13 protein-coding genes are annotated in these 16,953 nt (G+C 60.1%); 7 read left to right on the plus strand and 6 right to left on the minus strand.

What is annotated here, in order from left to right; translation table 11 throughout:
* Nucleotides 1-41: 41 nt before the first annotated feature.
* Nucleotides 42-1,952 (minus strand): 1-deoxy-D-xylulose-5-phosphate synthase, encoded by a 1,911-nt coding sequence (dxs, locus tag ACHZBF_RS14040; RefSeq protein ID WP_029132059.1) that lies wholly within the window; start codon nt 1,950-1,952, stop codon nt 42-44.
* Nucleotides 1,953-2,117: 165 nt separating this feature from the next.
* Nucleotides 2,118-3,026 (minus strand): LysR family transcriptional regulator, encoded by a 909-nt coding sequence (locus ACHZBF_RS14045; RefSeq protein ID WP_321528781.1) that lies wholly within the window; start codon nt 3,024-3,026, stop codon nt 2,118-2,120.
* Between the two features lie 180 nt (nt 3,027-3,206).
* Between ACHZBF_RS14045 and ACHZBF_RS14050 the strand changes: the two genes are divergently transcribed.
* Nucleotides 3,207-4,592 (plus strand): ribulose-bisphosphate carboxylase, encoded by a 1,386-nt coding sequence (locus tag ACHZBF_RS14050; protein ID WP_321528782.1) that lies wholly within the window; start codon nt 3,207-3,209, stop codon nt 4,590-4,592.
* Between the two features lie 172 nt (nt 4,593-4,764).
* Here ACHZBF_RS14050 and ACHZBF_RS14055 read toward each other — a convergent pair whose 3' ends face one another.
* Complete coding sequence (locus tag ACHZBF_RS14055) at nt 4,765-7,422, minus strand: nitrate reductase (RefSeq protein ID WP_321528783.1); 2,658 nt, start codon at nt 7,420-7,422, stop codon at nt 4,765-4,767.
* A gap of 294 nt (nt 7,423-7,716) precedes the next feature.
* Nucleotides 7,717-8,775 carry a histidinol-phosphate transaminase gene (gene hisC, locus ACHZBF_RS14060; protein ID WP_321528784.1) on the minus strand — a complete coding sequence of 353 codons (1,059 nt, stop codon included), beginning with the start codon at nt 8,773-8,775 and terminating at the stop codon, nt 7,717-7,719.
* Between the two features lie 196 nt (nt 8,776-8,971).
* On the opposite strand from hisC, the gene ACHZBF_RS14065 reads away from it, so the two are divergent.
* Nucleotides 8,972-9,391, plus strand: a complete 420-nt coding sequence (locus ACHZBF_RS14065) for a DUF3617 domain-containing protein (RefSeq protein ID WP_273438210.1) — start codon at nt 8,972-8,974, stop codon at nt 9,389-9,391.
* Nucleotides 9,392-9,607: 216 nt separating this feature from the next.
* The gene (locus ACHZBF_RS14070) at nt 9,608-9,802 is read left to right on the plus strand and encodes a hypothetical protein (RefSeq protein WP_273438211.1); all 195 of its coding nucleotides are present in this window, start codon (nt 9,608-9,610) and stop codon (nt 9,800-9,802) included.
* A 98-nt stretch (nt 9,803-9,900) separates the two neighbouring features.
* Here ACHZBF_RS14070 and ACHZBF_RS14075 read toward each other — a convergent pair whose 3' ends face one another.
* A complete protein-coding gene (locus ACHZBF_RS14075; protein WP_321528785.1) occupies nt 9,901-12,210 on the minus strand; it encodes a molybdopterin-containing oxidoreductase family protein in 2,310 nt (769 codons plus the stop codon).
* Nucleotides 12,211-12,387: 177 nt separating this feature from the next.
* Here ACHZBF_RS14075 and ACHZBF_RS14080 point away from each other — a divergent pair, with 177 nt between their 5' ends.
* The 3 genes from ACHZBF_RS14080 to ACHZBF_RS14090 all read left to right on the plus strand — a co-directional run bounded on the left by ACHZBF_RS14080 (nt 12,388) and on the right by ACHZBF_RS14090 (nt 15,126).
* A complete protein-coding gene (locus ACHZBF_RS14080; RefSeq protein WP_321528786.1) occupies nt 12,388-14,226 on the plus strand; it encodes an SLC13 family permease in 1,839 nt (612 codons plus the stop codon).
* A gap of 77 nt (nt 14,227-14,303) precedes the next feature.
* A complete protein-coding gene (locus ACHZBF_RS14085) occupies nt 14,304-14,798 on the plus strand; it encodes a TIGR00645 family protein (RefSeq protein ID WP_435684300.1) in 495 nt (164 codons plus the stop codon).
* A 130-nt stretch (nt 14,799-14,928) separates the two neighbouring features.
* Complete coding sequence (locus tag ACHZBF_RS14090) at nt 14,929-15,126, plus strand: zinc-finger domain-containing protein (protein ID WP_321528787.1); 198 nt, start codon at nt 14,929-14,931, stop codon at nt 15,124-15,126.
* Nucleotides 15,127-15,189: 63 nt separating this feature from the next.
* Here the strand turns inward: ACHZBF_RS14090 and ACHZBF_RS14095 are convergent, their stop codons facing one another.
* Entirely contained in the window at nt 15,190-15,885 is a 696-nt protein-coding gene (locus ACHZBF_RS14095) for an aspartate/glutamate racemase family protein (RefSeq protein WP_321528788.1), read from the minus strand.
* A 230-nt stretch (nt 15,886-16,115) separates the two neighbouring features.
* Between ACHZBF_RS14095 and ACHZBF_RS14100 the strand changes: the two genes are divergently transcribed.
* Nucleotides 16,116-16,922, plus strand: a complete 807-nt coding sequence (locus tag ACHZBF_RS14100) for a CbbQ/NirQ/NorQ/GpvN family protein (RefSeq protein ID WP_321528789.1) — start codon at nt 16,116-16,118, stop codon at nt 16,920-16,922.
* Nucleotides 16,923-16,953 lie beyond the last annotated feature (31 nt).

A 16,953-nucleotide genomic window follows, 5' to 3' on the forward strand; every position in this document is an offset into this window, starting at 1 on the left:
AGGGAGGGGAGATGGCCGATCACCGAGTCACCCACGACAGGTTATCCCACCGCCCGGTCGCTGCCCGACTCCAGCGCCCGCTTGATGACCGCCAGAACAGTTTCACGGTCAAGACCCGCCATCTGCAGCTGTTCAGCCGGTGTGGCATGTTCAATGAAGTGGTCAGGCAAACCGAGATTGATGGCACGGACCCGGTGCTGAATAGCCGCCAGGTACTCATTGACGGCAGACCCGGCACCGCCCTGTATAACATTCTCTTCCAGCGTGATCAGCAGCGTATGGGTATTGGCCAGTTGCTGCACCAGCGCTTCATCGAGCGGTTTGACGAAGCGCATATTGGCTACCGTGGCATCGACTTTCTCCGCCACCTCCAGCGCCGTATCCAGTAGACTGCCGAAGGCCAGGATCGCTATCCGCTGACCCGACCGTCGAATCTCACCCTTACCCAGGGGCAGGGCCTCCAGCCCCTCGGCCACCTGGGCACCGCAACCGGAGCCTCGGGGATAACGGACCAGGGCCGGTCCCTCATGCTGATAGGCGGTCTGCAGCAGCTTCCGGCACTCATTCTCATCCGATGGCGCCATCACCACCATGTTGGGGATGCAGCGCGCATAACTCAGATCAAAACTACCGGCGTGGGTGGCGCCATCGGCCCCCACCTGGCCGGCCCGGTCCACGGCAAAAGTGACATCCAGGTTTTGCAGCGCCACGTCATGGATGAGCTGATCGTAAGCACGCTGCAGGAAAGTGGAGTAGATCGCCACCACCGGTTTCATCCCGTCACAGGCCAGGCCTGCAGCGAAGGTAACGGCATGCTGTTCCGCAATGCCCACATCGTAATAGCGATCAGGAAAACGTTCCGCATACTGCACCATCCCGGAACCCGAGCACATGGCCGGGGTAATCGCCACCAGCCGCTTGTCGGCCGTGGCCGCGTCGCACAACCAGCGGCCGAAGATCTCCGTATAACTGGGACCGGAGGCGCTCTTCTTATCCATCTTGCCGGTCTTGGGGTCAAACGGGGTAACCCCGTGATAGACCAGCGGGTCCCCTTCCGCCGGCTTGTAGCCTTTGCCTTTCTGGGTCACGACATGCAGCAACCGCGGGCCATGCATCACCTTCATGTTCTGCAGGGTGGCGGTCAGGGTCTCCAGGTCATGTCCGTCGATCGGGCCGATATAATTGAATCCCAACTCTTCAAACAGGGTGCCGGGCATCACCATACCCTTCATATGCTCTTCCCAGCGCCCCACCAGCTCGGAAATATGCGGCAGGCTGCTGAGAGCCGATTTTCCGCCCTCCCGTACCCGGGTATAGAACTTGCTGGAAAGCAGACGGGCCAAATGGTTTCTGAAGGCGCCGACAGGATCCGAAATAGACATGTCGTTATCGTTCAGCACCACCAGCAAATCCAGATCCAGCGCACCGGCGTGATTAAGTGCCTCGAACGCCATCCCGGCGCCCATCGCCGCATCACCGATCACCGCCACCACATCGCGCTTGATGTTCTGTTGCTTGGCAGCAGCGGCCATCCCCAGTGCCGCGCCGATAGAGGTGCTGGAGTGGCCGGCGCCAAAAGTATCGTAGTCGCTCTCCTCGCGCCGGGGAAAACCGGAGATACCATCACGTTGGCGCAGGCTGCCCATGCGCTCGCGACGACCGGTCAGAATCTTGTGTGGATAGGCCTGATGCCCCACATCCCAGAGCAGCCGATCCTCTGGGGTGTTGAGTACATAGTGGAGTGCAATGGTCAGCTCTACCACCCCGAGTCCGGCGGCGAGGTGCCCGCCCGTGCGTGACACGGTTTCAATCAGAAAACAGCGCAACTCCTCGGCCAGCGTCGGCAAACGCTCAGGCGGCAGCAACCGGAGATCCCTGGGATATTCGATACTGTTGAGCAGTTTGAATGTTCCAGACGATCCTGACCTGCTGCTCTGTTGCCGCTCTGACATGCCCTTACCCGTACGTTCCACTGGAGGCCCCAGCGGCCATTGTAAAGTATAGCCGCCGGGAAATATCCACCCGTTTACTGGTGGAAGCTGGCTCCCGATGCTGGTGATTGTGCAATCGCAATAAGCGAAACCGGCCATTCTAGCCTAACAGGCCGCGCCAAGTCCCTACCTAATTTTCTGAATTTCGGCCAGACCATCACCCAGCAGAAAATCATGGAACGCCTGGGCGGAGGGTGACAATCGCTTGCCACGGCGGTGCACCATGAACCACTTCTTCAGCAGCGGAAAACCCTCCACATCCAGGGTGACCAGCCGACCGGTTTCCAGCTCCAGTTCAATGGTGTGGGCCGAAACCACCGCCAGACCGAGCCCGGCCCTGACCGCCTGCTTGATAGCCTCGCCGCCATTCAGCTCCATGCCACAGTTCAGCTCAAGGGCCTGTTCCTGAAAAAAACGCTCCAGCGCCAATCGGGTACCCGAACCGGCCTCCCGCATCAGAAAGGTCTCTTCGGCGAGCTTTTGCAGTGCAATATGCTTCTCCCCCACCAGCGGGTGGTCAGGTGGTGCGATCACCACCAGCGGATTATCCATAAACTCTTCATATTCCAGATCAAGAGCTTCAGGTGGCTGCCCCATCAGCACCAGATCCTTCTCATTCTGATCCAGCATACGCATGAGTTCCTTGCGGTTATTGACCGAGAGGCTGAGACGCACGCCGGGATAGCGACGGGAAAACGCGCCCAGGGCACGGGGCGCAAAATAGTTGACGGTACTGGCGACGGCGATATCCAGACGGCCGCGACTCAGGCCCTTCTGAGCCTCCATCACCTCTTCCATCTCATCCAGTTGCCGGAAGATGGCCTTTCCGTAAGTGTGGAGTTCCCGACCCGCTGCCGTGAGGTGAATTTTCTTACCCAGCTTCTCAAACAGCGGTAGGCCGACACTCTCCTCTAACTGTTTGATTTGCATGGAAACCGCCGGCTGACTAAGATATAACTCATCAGCCGCCCTGGTAAAACTCAAGTGATTGGCTACGGCCTCGAACACTTTTAACTGACGAATCGTGAAATTCATAACGCATCACCCCGTACTTACACATAAGCGCTACCTTATCACAACAATCAAAAAGTTTTAGTTTTATTTATAGTGATCGATGGCTATAGTCACCGCAACTCCTGAGGGAGAAGCCGAATCAACGCATCGCACTGTACCAGACAGCCCAATCAAAATTAGAGAGTAGTGAGGTAACAACAGATGGCCCTTGACCAAACCAGTCGCTATGCCGACCTGAGCCTGAACGAAGACAAGCTGATCGCTGACGGCAACCATATCCTGGTTGCCTACACCATGGAGCCCGCAGCCGGCCACGGTTATCTTGCTACCGCGGCACACTTCGCTGCCGAGTCCTCCACCGGCACCAACGTCGAGGTTTCCACCACCGACGACTTCACCAAGGGTGTCGACGCGCTGGTGTATGAGATCGATGAAGCCAACGGCATCATGAAGATCGCCTACCCGAATGAGCTGTTCGATCGCAATGTTACCGATGGTCGCATCATGCTGGTCTCTTTCCTCACCCTCGCCATTGGTAATAACCAGGGCATGGGCGATGTAAAGAGCGCCCAGATGCAGGATTTCTACGTGCCACCCAAGATGCTGCAGCTGTTTGACGGTCCCTCCAAGGACATCAGTGATATGTGGCGTATCCTGGGTCGTCCGGTGAAGGACGGTGGTTACATTGCCGGCACCATTATCAAACCGAAACTGGGCCTGCGTCCCGAGCCGTTTGCCTCGGCAGCCTACCAGTTCTGGCTGGGTGGCGACTTCATCAAGAACGACGAGCCCCAGGGCAACCAGGTGTTCTGCCCGATGAAAAAGGTGATGCCGCTGGTCGCTGACGCCATGAAACGCGCCCAGGACGAGACCGGACAGGCCAAGCTGTTCTCCGCCAATATCACGGCGGATGACCATTATGAAATGCTGGCCCGCGCCGATTACATCCTGGAGACCTTTGGCGAGAACGCCTCCCACGTCGCCTTCCTGGTGGACGGTTATGTCGGCGGCCCCGGCATGATCACCACGGCACGCCGGCAGTATCCCAACCAGTACCTGCACTACCACCGTGCCGGTCACGGTGCCGTCACCTCGCCCTCCTCCAAACGCGGTTACACCGCTTTCGTGCTGGCCAAGATGGCCCGTCTGCAGGGTGCGTCCGGTATCCACGTCGGCACCATGGGTTACGGCAAGATGGAAGGTTCGCGGGATGACAAGATCATCGCCTACATGATCGAGCGGGACAGCTGTGACGGTCCGTTCTATCACCAGGAGTGGTACGGCATGAAACCGACTACCCCGATCATCTCCGGTGGCATGAACGCCCTGCGTCTGCCCGGCTTCTTCGAAAACCTGGGCCACGGCAACGTGATCAACACCTCCGGCGGCGGCTCCTACGGCCACATCGACAGCCCGGCGGCCGGCGCCATCTCCCTGCGCCAGGCCTACGAGTGCTGGAAAGAGGGTGCCGATCCGGTCGAATACGCCAAGGAGCACAAGGAGTTCGCCCGTGCCTTCGAGTCCTTCCCGCAGGATGCGGATCAGATCTTCCCCGGCTGGAGAGATCGCCTGGGCGTGCACAAGTAAGCCGTTAAATCGCTGTGCAGAACAGAAGACCCCGCACCCTGGTGCGGGGTTTTTTATTTACTCGAACTTACCCCCGCGTTCCCACGCTCTGGGTGGGAACGCGTATTTCTGGGAACCGGGTCCCACTCCAAGGTGCGCCCCACCCCTTGCTTCCAGTAACGGATCGAAGCCCCTATCCCGCTGCCAGCATGGCCCGAATCTCAGGCACGCAGGAGCCGCAGCCACTCCCCGCCTTCAACACCTCGGCAATAGCCTCGACACTGTTCAACCCCTGTACCTGTATCCCCGCCTGGATGCGCTTCTCCCCAATCCCGTGACAGGCGCAGACGATCCTGCCCACGTCCGCGCGTTTATCCGGCGCATGACCGGAGAGCAGGCTGGCCCTCTCAGCGATGTCCAGTGATGCCTTGCCAAACAGCACTTCGATCCAGTCGCGCGGCGGCAGCTCCAGATCCGGACCGATGAACAGGCAGCTCTCCAGGCTGTTGTCGACAAAGCGGGCGGCGCGATAGCGGTTGGCGGCCCGGTCGGAATACTCCATCCAGCCGACCTCCTGCTCCGCGCTGCAGAGATAGGAGCGGGCCATCCCGGCCCAGTCCTGCGGGGTCAGATCGCCCGCCATCTCGTAGCGCCAGCAGCCCGCACCCCGGGAACGTGCCCAGTAGTCAGCCCCGACCGGCTGTAACCGGCGGCGCGAAAACAGGAATCCGTGCCAGGCATAGCGGCGTTCACGGATGCGTGCCCGACCCTGCTTGAACTCCGGCTGTCCGGAGAGCGGATCGGTCACCCCCGGCAGCAGCGCATTGACCCGGCCGGTCTCGGCAAACTGGCCATTCCAGTGCATCGGCATGAACAGACTGCCCGGTTGCTGGCCGGCGGTCACCCGCACCCGTACCGTGGCGCTGCCCGTGGGACTCTCGATGCACGCCAGGGCTCCATCGGCCAGGTCGTACAGAGCCGCATCATCGGGATGGACCTCCGCATAGGGTTCGATGGTGTGACTGGCGAGTCGGGGTGACAGGCCGGTACGGGTCATGGTGTGCCAATGATCCCGCACCCGGCCACTGTTCAGGGTCAGCGGATATTCCTGGTTTGGCATGTTTTTCGGCGGTCCGGGCGTCACCGGCACAAACCGCGCCCGGCCGTCTTCGGTACAGAACAGGCCCTCACTGAACAGGCGACAGGTGCCGCTGGGCTCCCTCCTGGTGAGCGGCCACTGGCGGGGAGTGAGTGCCTCATACGCGGCATCACTCAGATCCGCGTAGCCGCTGATATCAAAGGCCCGGTGGCCACCGCGGTTTTCAAAGCCCGAAAGGGCCGCATGTTCACGAAAAATCTCACTGGGGCGCTGATAGTTGAATTGCCTGGAAAAGCCCATGCGGCTCGCCACCTGGCTGACGATCCACCAGTCCGGCCGCGCCTCCCCCGGCGCAGGCAGAAAGGCTTGCTGGCGCGAGATGCGGCGTTCCGAGCTGGTGACCGTACCATCACGTTCACCCCAGGTGGTGGCGGGCAGGCGGATGTGCGCCAGCTCCAGGGTGTCCGTCGCAGCCACGCAGTCGGAGACGATCACCAGCGCGCATTTTTCCAGGGCGCGACGTATCCGATCCGAGTCCGGCAGGCTGACCGCCGGATTGGTGGCCATTATCCAGAGCACCCGGATCCTGCCCGCTTCCACGGCGTCAAACAGATCGACCGCTTTCAGTCCACCCCGCCGGGGTATTGCCGGTGCCTCCCAGAAGCGTTTCACCCGCTCCCGATCCGCCTCGGACTCAAGCTCCATGTGGGCGGCCAACTGGTTGGCCAGCCCTCCTACCTCACGCCCACCCATGGCATTGGGTTGCCCGGTCAGGGAGAAGGGTCCCATACCGGGACGACCAATACGACCGGTCAGCAGGTGGCAGTTGATAATGGCGTTGATCTTGTCCACGCCGCTGCTGGACTGATTGATGCCCTGGGAGTAGACGGTAACCACCCGCTCGGTACGGGCAAACAGGCGATAAAAACGCTCCACCGCTGCCGGCGCGAGTCCGCAACCCTTGGCGACCCGGGCGATATCCGGGGCATCCAGGGCTGCCACCGCCAACGCGGCCTCACTCTCCCGGGTTGCCTGCCGGACGAACAGGCTGTTGCGTTCACCCTGTTGTTCCAGGTAGACCAGCAGGCCGTTGAACAGCAGGGCATCCGTACCGGGCCGGATCGCCAGGTGCAGATCAGCCGTCGCGGCGGTAGGTGTCATTCGGGGATCGATGGTGACGATCTGCAGATCCGGATTCTGCTGTTTGCTGGCCATGATGCGCTGGTAGATCACCGGATGGCACCAGGCGGCATTGGAGCCGGCCAGCACAATCAGCTTGGCCCGCTCCAGATCATCATAACTGCAGGGCATCACATCGGCACCGAAGGCACGCTTGTGTGCCGCCACGGCGGATGACATACAGAGGCGGGAGTTGGTATCGATATTGGCCGCGCCGATAAACCCCTTCATCAGCTTGTTGGCCACATAGTAGTCTTCGGTCAGCAGTTGACCCGAGACATAGAAGGCGACCGATTCCGGCCCATGCTCACGAATCGCCTGTTGCAGGCCATTGGCCACACTATCCAGTGCGGTATCCCAATCCACCTCACGACCGTTCACCATCGGCGTCAGCAGGCGGCCCGATTCACCCAACGTCTCACCCAGGGCACTCCCCTTGGAGCAGAGTCGGCCATAATTCGACGGGTGCTCCGGATCGCCCGTGATGGTCACCGCACCCGAGGGTTCCCGTCTGGCTATAACACCACAACCGACGCCGCAATAGGGACAGGTGGTCCTGACTTCCAGGGACATCAGTATGCCCTCCCGATAACGGGGCGGCCCGGAAACCGCTGCATCACCACGAGGGAGTGAGGCTCAAGCGAAAAACAACCAACCACTGACATGGACAATACCTCCTGCGAATACAGCAGCATTCAGCAAGGAGCATGCCATCGGTAAGAAATGCGCCAGAATCAGCGCCGGTAAAAATATTTTCAGAGTTATCGGTCAGCGGCTGCAGCCACCCTGGTGCAGCAATGCACCGTTGCGGTGCTTATCAACAATCCACACAGGGTTGAACCGATTATCCGAGACCTACGGTAACCGTTATTCGAGAATGTCGGCCAAGGCTTCGCAGAGCCGTTGAGTCTGCTGGTCGCTACCGATGGTGATACGCAGGAACTGGTCGATCCGGGGCTGGCGGAAGTGCCGCACAATAATGGATCGCTCCCGCAGGCGGGCGGCCAGCTCCCCGGCATCCCATCCGGGGTGGCGCACAAACAGGAAATTGGCCGCCGACGGCAGCACCTGGAATCCCAGCGTGATCAACTGTTGTGTCAGATGCTCCCGGGTGGCGATCACCCGTTGGCAGGTCTCGGTGAAATAGACCCGATCCTCGATCGCGGCCACCGCGCCATTAATGGCGAAACGGTCCAGCGGGTAGGAGTTGAAGCTGTTTTTGACCCGTTCCAGAGCCTCGATCAGTTCAGCGTTGCCGAGCGCAAAACCGACCCGCAACCCCGCCAGGGAGCGCGATTTGGAGAAGGTCTGGATGACCAGCAGGTTGGGATAGCGATTCACCAGGGCAATGGCGGACTCACCGCCAAAATCGATATAGGCCTCATCCACCACCACCACCGAATCCCGGTTGTTATCCAGGATTGCCCGGATAGCCGTGAGCGGCAGCAACCGGCCGGTGGGCGCATTGGGATTGGGGAAAATAATCCCGCCGTTGGTAATCCGGTAATCATCCGGGTCGATCTCGAACCCTTCCGTGAGCGGTACCTGTTTGAAGGCGATATCGTAGAGTCCGCAATAGACCGGATAAAAACTGTAGGAGATATCCGGGAACAGCAGCGGCGACTCATGTTTCAGCAGCGCCAGAAAGGTGTGGGCCAGCACCTCATCGGAGCCATTTCCGACAAACACCTGTGCCGGGGTCAGCCCGTGCAGATCGGCAATCGCCTGCTTCAGCCGCTCGGCATTGGGATCGGGATAGAGCCGCAGGCTCTCCGCCGCCTCTGCCGCCATCGCCTGTAGCGCCCGGGGTGAGGGCGGATAGGGGTTCTCGTTGGTATTGAGCTTGATCAGATCGGTCTGTTTGGGCTGCTCTCCCGGCACATAGGGGGTGAGCGTGTGAACGACCGAACTCCAGTAACGATTCATAACGGGACCTGACGCCATCGCGGGTTGTTTTGTGAGCAGCCGATGATACCGCTAACACGGCAGCGTTCCCAGAGCGGTAGAGTGGTCATGTATCACCGCAGTAAGCCACCCGGTCACTCCCGCATCGACGCTCTCCGGGATCTCTGTCAGAATCACAGCCTTGGAGATAACCGTCCGTACCCTCAGGAGAAGTACCATGTCTGTTCGTTATGCAATCCTTGCCAGCACCCTGTTATTGTCCACCACAGCAGCGGATGCTGCGGATATGCAGATTACCCCCGGCATGTGGGAAGTTCAGATCACATCGAAAATGCCCATGCTGCCCCAACCCACGGTCAAGAGTATGCAGCACTGCTTCACCGCCAGCCGGTTGTCTCCAGACGAGATCATGCAAAATGCCAACAACTGCGAGTTCAGCGACGTGCAAGCGAGCAGTTCACAGGTGAGCTGGAAAATGGCCTGCACCGGGCATGGTGGCAACATGACCGGTACCGGCCACTTCGAGTCACAGGGCGACACCATGAACGGCACCCTGCAGATGTCCATGGAGATGCAGGGTCAGCAGATAACGATGGATCATCAATGGTCGGGCAAGCGCATCGGTGAGTGCAAATAATCAGCCGGGGCCTGTAAACAGGCCCTGAATAACCCGCTCCCGGTTCAGGCATGGCGGCCGACACAGGCCGCCCGCATCCACCAATCACCCCTCCCCGCGTCACTCCGGCTTCTTTTACCAGAAGTTAGATCCACTTCCTAAAATAAATATCATAAAAGTATTGCAATTGCATGATATTGCGTTATTTTTAATATGAACCGCAAAGGAGGCCTGGATATGTTGAAGAAACTGGATATACACATCTGCCATAGCTGTCCGCATGAACTGGTGACCGGCGTCGCCTGCGACTGGCGCCCCATGGATGAGTGCCCCTATATACAGCCGGAAGAGCCGAAAAAACGGCGCACCGGGCTGCATCTGGTGCCGCTTCCGCTCTCCAGCGAGACGGACGCCATTCGCAGTATTGACTGACAACGGGGTTTTACCGCCTCCGGGCGCGTTTGCCGGCGACGCGGGTAATAGCACACTCGCCTGAACCGGTCAGGGTAACTCCTGCGGCCACATCCGGTTCATTCGCCCGGAGCAATCTTGCTGATGCGGCAGCGGGCGCTGCGCAGACTGTTTGATCCACTGACAGGGTCAATCTCTTCCGCATCAATCAGGCCATTGTAGTGTCGTCCACCGAGGCCATCACCGGCCTGCCACCAGCCATACTGGGCGCAGACCACATTCCGGTCCAGCGACTCATTGAACCGTGCGCGGGCGCGTATCGAGCCCTGCGGCGTCGTGACGACCACCCACTCTCCCTCGGCAATGCCGCCGTTAACAGCCGTGTCCGGATGCAGTTCCACCAGGGGATCGGGCATGCGCTTGCGCAGTGACGGCACATTGCGCTGCTGGCTGTGACAGTATTGCACCCATTTGGCCGAGGTCAGGCGCAGCGGATAGGCGGCATCCCTGTCCGAGCCGGATACGAAGTCCGGTAGAGGATCATGGCCTGCGGCCTCGAAGCGGGAGGCGTAGAGCTCCAATCTTCCCGAGGGCGTGGCAAATCCCTGCTGGCGGTATTTCTGATACTGCGTCTGCAGTGCCAGATCGATGCCCTGGGGATGCTGCTGCAGTGTCTCCAGGGCAACCCCGGACGGCTCCAGCAGTTTTTCCAGCGCCTGTTGCATGTCACCACCAAAAAAGTGATCGGCCAGTCCCAGCCGGACGGCCAGCTGAAAGACAATCCAGGTATCGCTTTGCGCCTCCCCTCGGGGCGGAATCACCGCCGGACGCAACTGCAGGTGTGACTCCGCCCGCTGTGAAACCTGGAATCCGGGATAGAGTCCGGATCGCTCCCAGGGGGAGGCGACCGGCAGAATAATGTCGGCATAGACCGCCGTCGGATTCATGAACAGATCGGCATGCACGTAAAATTCCAGCTGCTTCAGGGCCGCCTCCGTGTGTGCCGTCGGCGGTTTGGTCAACTGCGGATTACTGCCGAAGCTGATCAGCGCCTTGACCGGATAGGGTACCTGCTCGACCACCGCCCGGTAGAGATCAAGCGATGTGATCCAGCCCATGGTGCCCGGACCCACCGGACGCTCTCTGAATCCCAGCGTCTTCTGGCGCTGTGCCTGATCCAGCAGTTCCAACCCGAAAAAGTTGGCCACTGCCGGCTTGGCGAAATAGACATTGCCGCCGGGGGCGTCAAAGTCGCCGGTCAGCGCGTAGAGCAGGGAAATGGCGCGGGACGTCTGGCTCGCCTGCGGCTGCTGGGCGGTGCCGGTCCAGGTAAAATAGCTGACCGGTCCCTGCTCATGCAGCAGACGGGCGGTTTCACGCACCTGTTCAGCACTGATACCGGTGATCTCCGACTGCGCTTCCGGGGCATATTCCCGGCAACGCTCCGCGTAATGCTGGAATACCGGCGAGCAGAGAATCCGACCCTGCAGCGTGGTCACCAGATAGCTGCCGAACAGGGCCGCATCGCCGGCGACTGAAGCATCATCGGAGGTCGCTGAATCCGTGATCAGTGGAGCGTTCCGTCGCCCGTCCCACTGCACGTATCGCTGACTGGACCCGCCCGGACGGATATCCGCTTCGGTCAGCAGCCGGCCATTGTCACCCCGCACCAGAAACGGGCCGTTACTCCAGCGGCGAATAAACGCCTGGTCATACCAGCCGTTCTCAATCAGCACATGGGCCAGGGACATGGCCAGGGGGCCGTCACTGCCGGGGCGAACCCGCAGCCACTGGTCCGCCAGCGCGGCCAGCCCCGCCCGGCGGCAGTCGATCACGACCAATCGGGCGCCACGCCGTTTGGCCTGGCGTACCAGATTGGCCTGAGCCAGCCAGGAGGTGGTGGGGTTGAACCCCCACAGCAGGATGCAACCGGTCCGCTCATAATCGGGCATACCGATACCGCCACCCCAGGTATGCATCGGGGTGAAATCCTTGTGCCAGTTGCAGTTTTCCGTGGCAAACACCGTATTCGGCGAACCGTAGGCGTGGGCCAGGCGGTTGATCCAGTTGAAGCTGTCGGCGATCCCGGTGCCACTGGGTGTGGTCACCGAGAATGCCACACTCTCCGGACCCGCACTGGCGGCGAGCTGTTGCAGGCGCTGACTGATGGTCTCGAGCGCCTCATCCCAGCTGATCGGCTGCCATCCGGGATCGGCGGCGCCTTTGGCCCGGGTCCGCTTGAGCGGTGTCAGCAGGCGCTCGCTGCTGTTCACCCACTCCGGCGCGGTACGCCCCTTGATACAGAGGTGCTCACCGGTCGGATGGTCGGGATCGGGATCGACCGCCACCAGCCGGCCATCGCGCACCGTGGAGATACAGCCACAACGCGAGATGCAGAGCGCACAATAACCGGGAACCCGCTTTTCCATCTAAAACTTCCTCAACCGCCGACGCCAAATACCGATAACACCATTACTCTATTCAAGCATACCCTGGCCATCCAAGCCTTTGTGCAAATTAAGCACCCAACCCGATTACCGTTATACTCTTACCTGTGTGCCTGAATCAGCGGCGCGTTACCCCGGACATCAAACAACCATCACCCTATGCTGCCACCGCTACCTGACCCGCACGCCATCGCTGTCCTGCTACTGATCGTGGTCGCCCTCTATCTGTTCACCCGGGACAACATCCCGCTGGAGACCTCATCGCTGCTGATCCTGGTCAGCCTGGTGGTCGGATTCGAGGCCTTTCCCTACACGCGCAACGGTATCACGCTGCAGCCGGGTGATTTTTTCAGCGGATTCGGCAATGAGGCACTGGTGGCGATCTGCGCCCTGATGATCGTCGGCCAGGGTCTGGAGACCACCGGGGCGCTCCGGCCACTGGCGGCCCTGCTGTCCAAACTCTGGGCCACCCGGCCCCTGCTCTCGTTCCTGGCCACCCTGCTTTCCGCCGCCCTGCTCAGCGCATTCCTCAACAACACGCCGATCGTGGTGATGCTGTTGCCCATTCTGATTGGCGTCTCAATCCGCAACAAGCAGTCCTCCTCTGGCATCCTGCTGCCGATGGGCCTGGCCACCCTGCTCGGCGGCATGGCCACCACCATCGGCACCTCCACCAATCTATTGGTGGTGGGTATCGCCGCAGACCTGGGCCTGCATCAATTCGGCATGTTCGATTTTGCCTTACCGGTGGTGGTTGCCGGAAGTTTTGGGCTGCTCTATCTCTGGCTGGTTGCGCCGCGACTGCTGCCCCCACGCCAGGCGCTGCTTTCTGATATGTCACCGAGAATTTTTGACGCCCTGCTCCATATCAACCAGGAGAGCTTTGCCAACGGCAAGACCTTGGCTGAGATACTGGAGAAAACCGACCGGCGCATGAAGGTAGACAAGATCCAGCGGGGTGTGGGGCTCAACGTGACCCGCCTGCCGACCGCCGAGCTGCGCGAGGGCGATCGCCTGCTGGTGCGGGACACGCCGGAACTGCTGAAGGAGTACGAACAGCTGTTGGGCGCCACTCTGTATAACGCCACTGATATCGAGAATCCCATTGATGAAGAGCACCCCCTCTCCTCGGAAGGCCAACTGCTGGCCGAGGTGGTGGTTACGGAAGGCTCGCCACTGTATCGCCGCACCCTCAAGGAGCTGCGCTTCGCGGAACACAACAACGTGGTAATCCTGGCGATTCACCGCTCCCAGACCCAGGGCCAGCAGACTATCAAGAAGGGCATGGGGGATGTGCGTCTGGAGAGCGGCGATGTGCTGCTGGTGCAGGGCGCAGCGGATCGTATCGAAGCGCTGAAAAGCAGCGGCAAGCTGCTGGTACTGGACGCCTCGGTCTATCTGCCGGAGACCCGACGGGCACGCCAGGCCCTGCTGATCATGGCGGCAGTGGTCACATTCGCCGCTACCGGCCTGCTGCCGATCGCCACCAGCGCCCTGTGTGGCGTCGGGCTGATGCTGCTGACGCGCTGCCTGGACTGGGAGGATGCCGCCTCCGCCCTGAGCACCCGGGTGATCCTGATCGTCGTGGTGAGCCTGGCGCTCGGCCTGGCGCTGATGCGGACCGGCGGCGCCGAATACATTGCCAGTCTCTATGTCGCCGTCTCCACCGGACTGCCGATCAGCGCGGTGCTGGGCGGCCTGATGCTGATGATCGCCATCCTGACCAATGTGGTATCCAATAATGCGGCGGCGGTGATCGGCACCCCAATCGCCATCAGCATTGCCAGTCAACTGGGACTGCCCGCCGAACCCTTCATCTTGTCAGTGCTGTTCGGCGCCAACATGAGTTACGCCACGCCCATGGGCTATCAGACCAACCTGCTGATCTTCAGCGCCGGGGGCTACAGGTTCAGCGACTTCCTGCGGGTCGGCATTCCACTGACACTGATCATGTGGCTGGGACTGTTGAGCATGCTGATCCTGATGTATGACCTTTAAAAACCGCTCCAGCGCCCCCACCATGGGACCGGTTACATTCAAAAGCACAAAAATCTCACTGACCTGAAGGACCATCCATGATTGAAAGAAACCTCGAGCGGGCGATGTATGCGATGCGCTGGGTGCTCGCGCCCATCTACCTGGGATTGAGCCTGGCCCTGCTCGCCCTTGGTGTAAAGTTTTTCCAGGAGGTGTACCACCTGCTGCCCCAAATCTTCTCGGTCACCGAGACCGACCTGGTGCTGGTGGTGCTGTCGCTGATCGACATGGCGCTGGTGGGCGGCCTGCTGGTGATGGTGATGTTCTCCGGTTATGAGAACTTTGTCTCGCAACTGGATGTTTCGGAAAATACCGAAAAGCTCGCCTGGCTCGGCAAGCTGGATACCAGCAGTCTGAAGAACAAGGTGGCCGCCTCCATCGTGGCAATCTCATCCATCCACCTGTTGAAGATCTTCATGAACGCGGTGAATATTAATAACGACAAGCTGCTCTGGTATGTGATCATTCATTTGACCTTTGTGGCATCAGCCGTCGCCATGGGCCTGCTGGACGTCAAGACCAAACACCACTGATCACGCCCGCGTCACTGGTCGCCCTTCATGTGGTGACGAATTTTGAGGTAGAATCCGCGGCGTATCGGGATGTCCGCATCTGTTCGCCGACATCCGGCTTCCCTGACCTCGTATAACCAATGGAGAGAAAATGACACAGCCGGAAACGCCAATTGATGCGCTGTCGACACATGTCGTCAAGGTAAGTAAAAGCGATCTGCCACTTACTTGCCCCAGAACCGACGGCCCAACCACCGGCCTGCATCCGCGTGTTGTCATACCCTTGAAAAACCCCGGGGATGAAGCCAGCTGCCGCTACTGCCGGACCCGTTATCGCCTGGAAGAGTAAACGGCGGTCAAAAAACCGGCCGGACCATGTGGGACGGGGCGTTGAAGCCGGACCGGTGCCTGCTCAGTCCGCAAGGAGGAAATTCACCGCATCAGCGGCATGAATAGCGGTCGTATCATAGAGTGGAACCTCCGTCTGTTCCGGCTGTACCAGCAGGGCGATCTCGGTACAGCCGAGAATAACCGCCTCCGCGCCAGCCCGCTGCAGATCAGCGATAATCCGCAGGTATTCGCGCCTGGAGGCCTCGTGGATCTGCCCCAGACACAACTCTGTGTAGATGATTTGATGCACCCGTTCCCGGTCATCCATCTCCGGCACCAGTACATCAATCCCATACCGTTCCTGCAATCGATCCCGGTAAAACGGCTGCTCCATGGTGAAGCGGGTGCCCAGCAGGCCGACCCGCCGGACACCATCAGCCAGCAGTTGCCGGGCCGTGGCATCGGCAATATGCATTAGCGGGATCGACAACGCACGTTCAATCCGATCCGCCACTTTGTGCATGGTATTGGTACAGATAATCAGGCCATCTGCGCCGGCCTGCTCGACTGATCTGGCGGCCCGCACGAGAATATCCGCCGTCGCCCCCCAATCACCCTGGTGCTGGAGCCGCTCGATCTCTTGAAAATCGACACTGTAGAGAATGATTTTGGCCGAGTGTAACCCACCCAGCGCGGCTTTCACCCCCTGGTTGATCGCACGATAATAACTGACCGTCGACTCCCAGCTCATACCGCCCAGCATGCCTATTGTTTTCATTATCTGTCACCTGCATCCGCTTGTGTGGCAGGAAATCACCGCGCCTGCCCCAGCCTCTGAAAATCGTCGGAATAAATGCAAACAGCTACTTTATCCATCACCAAATATAATACGATGACCGTCGTTCATAAATTTATTATTATTAACCTAATCAGTAAAAACTATTATTACTCCAGTTGAATACCTACTAATCTGCTGGACAATCTTGGTTATCGCAAGACGGGGTCGTCATGACAGAAAACAGTGAGCAGTACCGTATCCAACAGGAGCCTTTCTACCAGCCGCAGGGCGATGAAATCGCCCTCTACCAGGCCGCCTACCAGGCGCGCATGCCGGTGATGATCAAGGGGCCGACCGGTTGCGGCAAGTCGCGCTTTATCGAACACATGGCGTGGCGCCTGAAGCGGCCGCTGATCACCGTGGCCTGCAACGAGGATATGACCGCATCCGACCTGGTGGGCCGCTACCTGCTGGACGCGGACGGCACCCGCTGGCTGGATGGTCCGTTGACCGTGGCGGCACGTATCGGCGCCATCTGCTACCTGGACGAGGTGGTGGAGGCGCGCCAGGATACCACCGTGGTGATCCATCCGCTGACCGACCATCGCCGCACCCTGCCGCTGGACAAGAAGGGCGAGGTGGTCGCCGCCCACCCCGACTTTCAGCTGGTAATATCTTACAACCCCGGCTACCAGAGCCTGATGAAGGACCTCAAGCAGTCCACCAAGCAGCGGTTCTCCGCGCTCGATTTCGACTACGCACCCGAGACACTGGAGGTCGAGATCATTTGCCAGGAGACCGGTATCGACAACGACACCGCCGGCAAGCTGGTAAAGGTCGGCCACACCGCCCGCAACCTGAAAGGCCACGGTCTGGATGAGGGCATCTCCACGCGCCTGCTGGTGTACGGTGCCCAGCTGATCAGGCAGGGGGTTGAGCCGACCGCCGCCTGCCGCATGGCACTGGTGCGCCCGATCACCGACGACGCCGATATCCGGGCCACCCTGGATCACGCCATCGACAACCTGTTCGCCTGACCGGCAAGCAAATGACGGAGACACTCCGCGG

Source organism: Sedimenticola selenatireducens, from assembly GCF_963675335.2.
Taxonomy (GTDB): domain Bacteria; phylum Pseudomonadota; class Gammaproteobacteria; order Chromatiales; family Chromatiaceae; genus Sedimenticola; species Sedimenticola selenatireducens.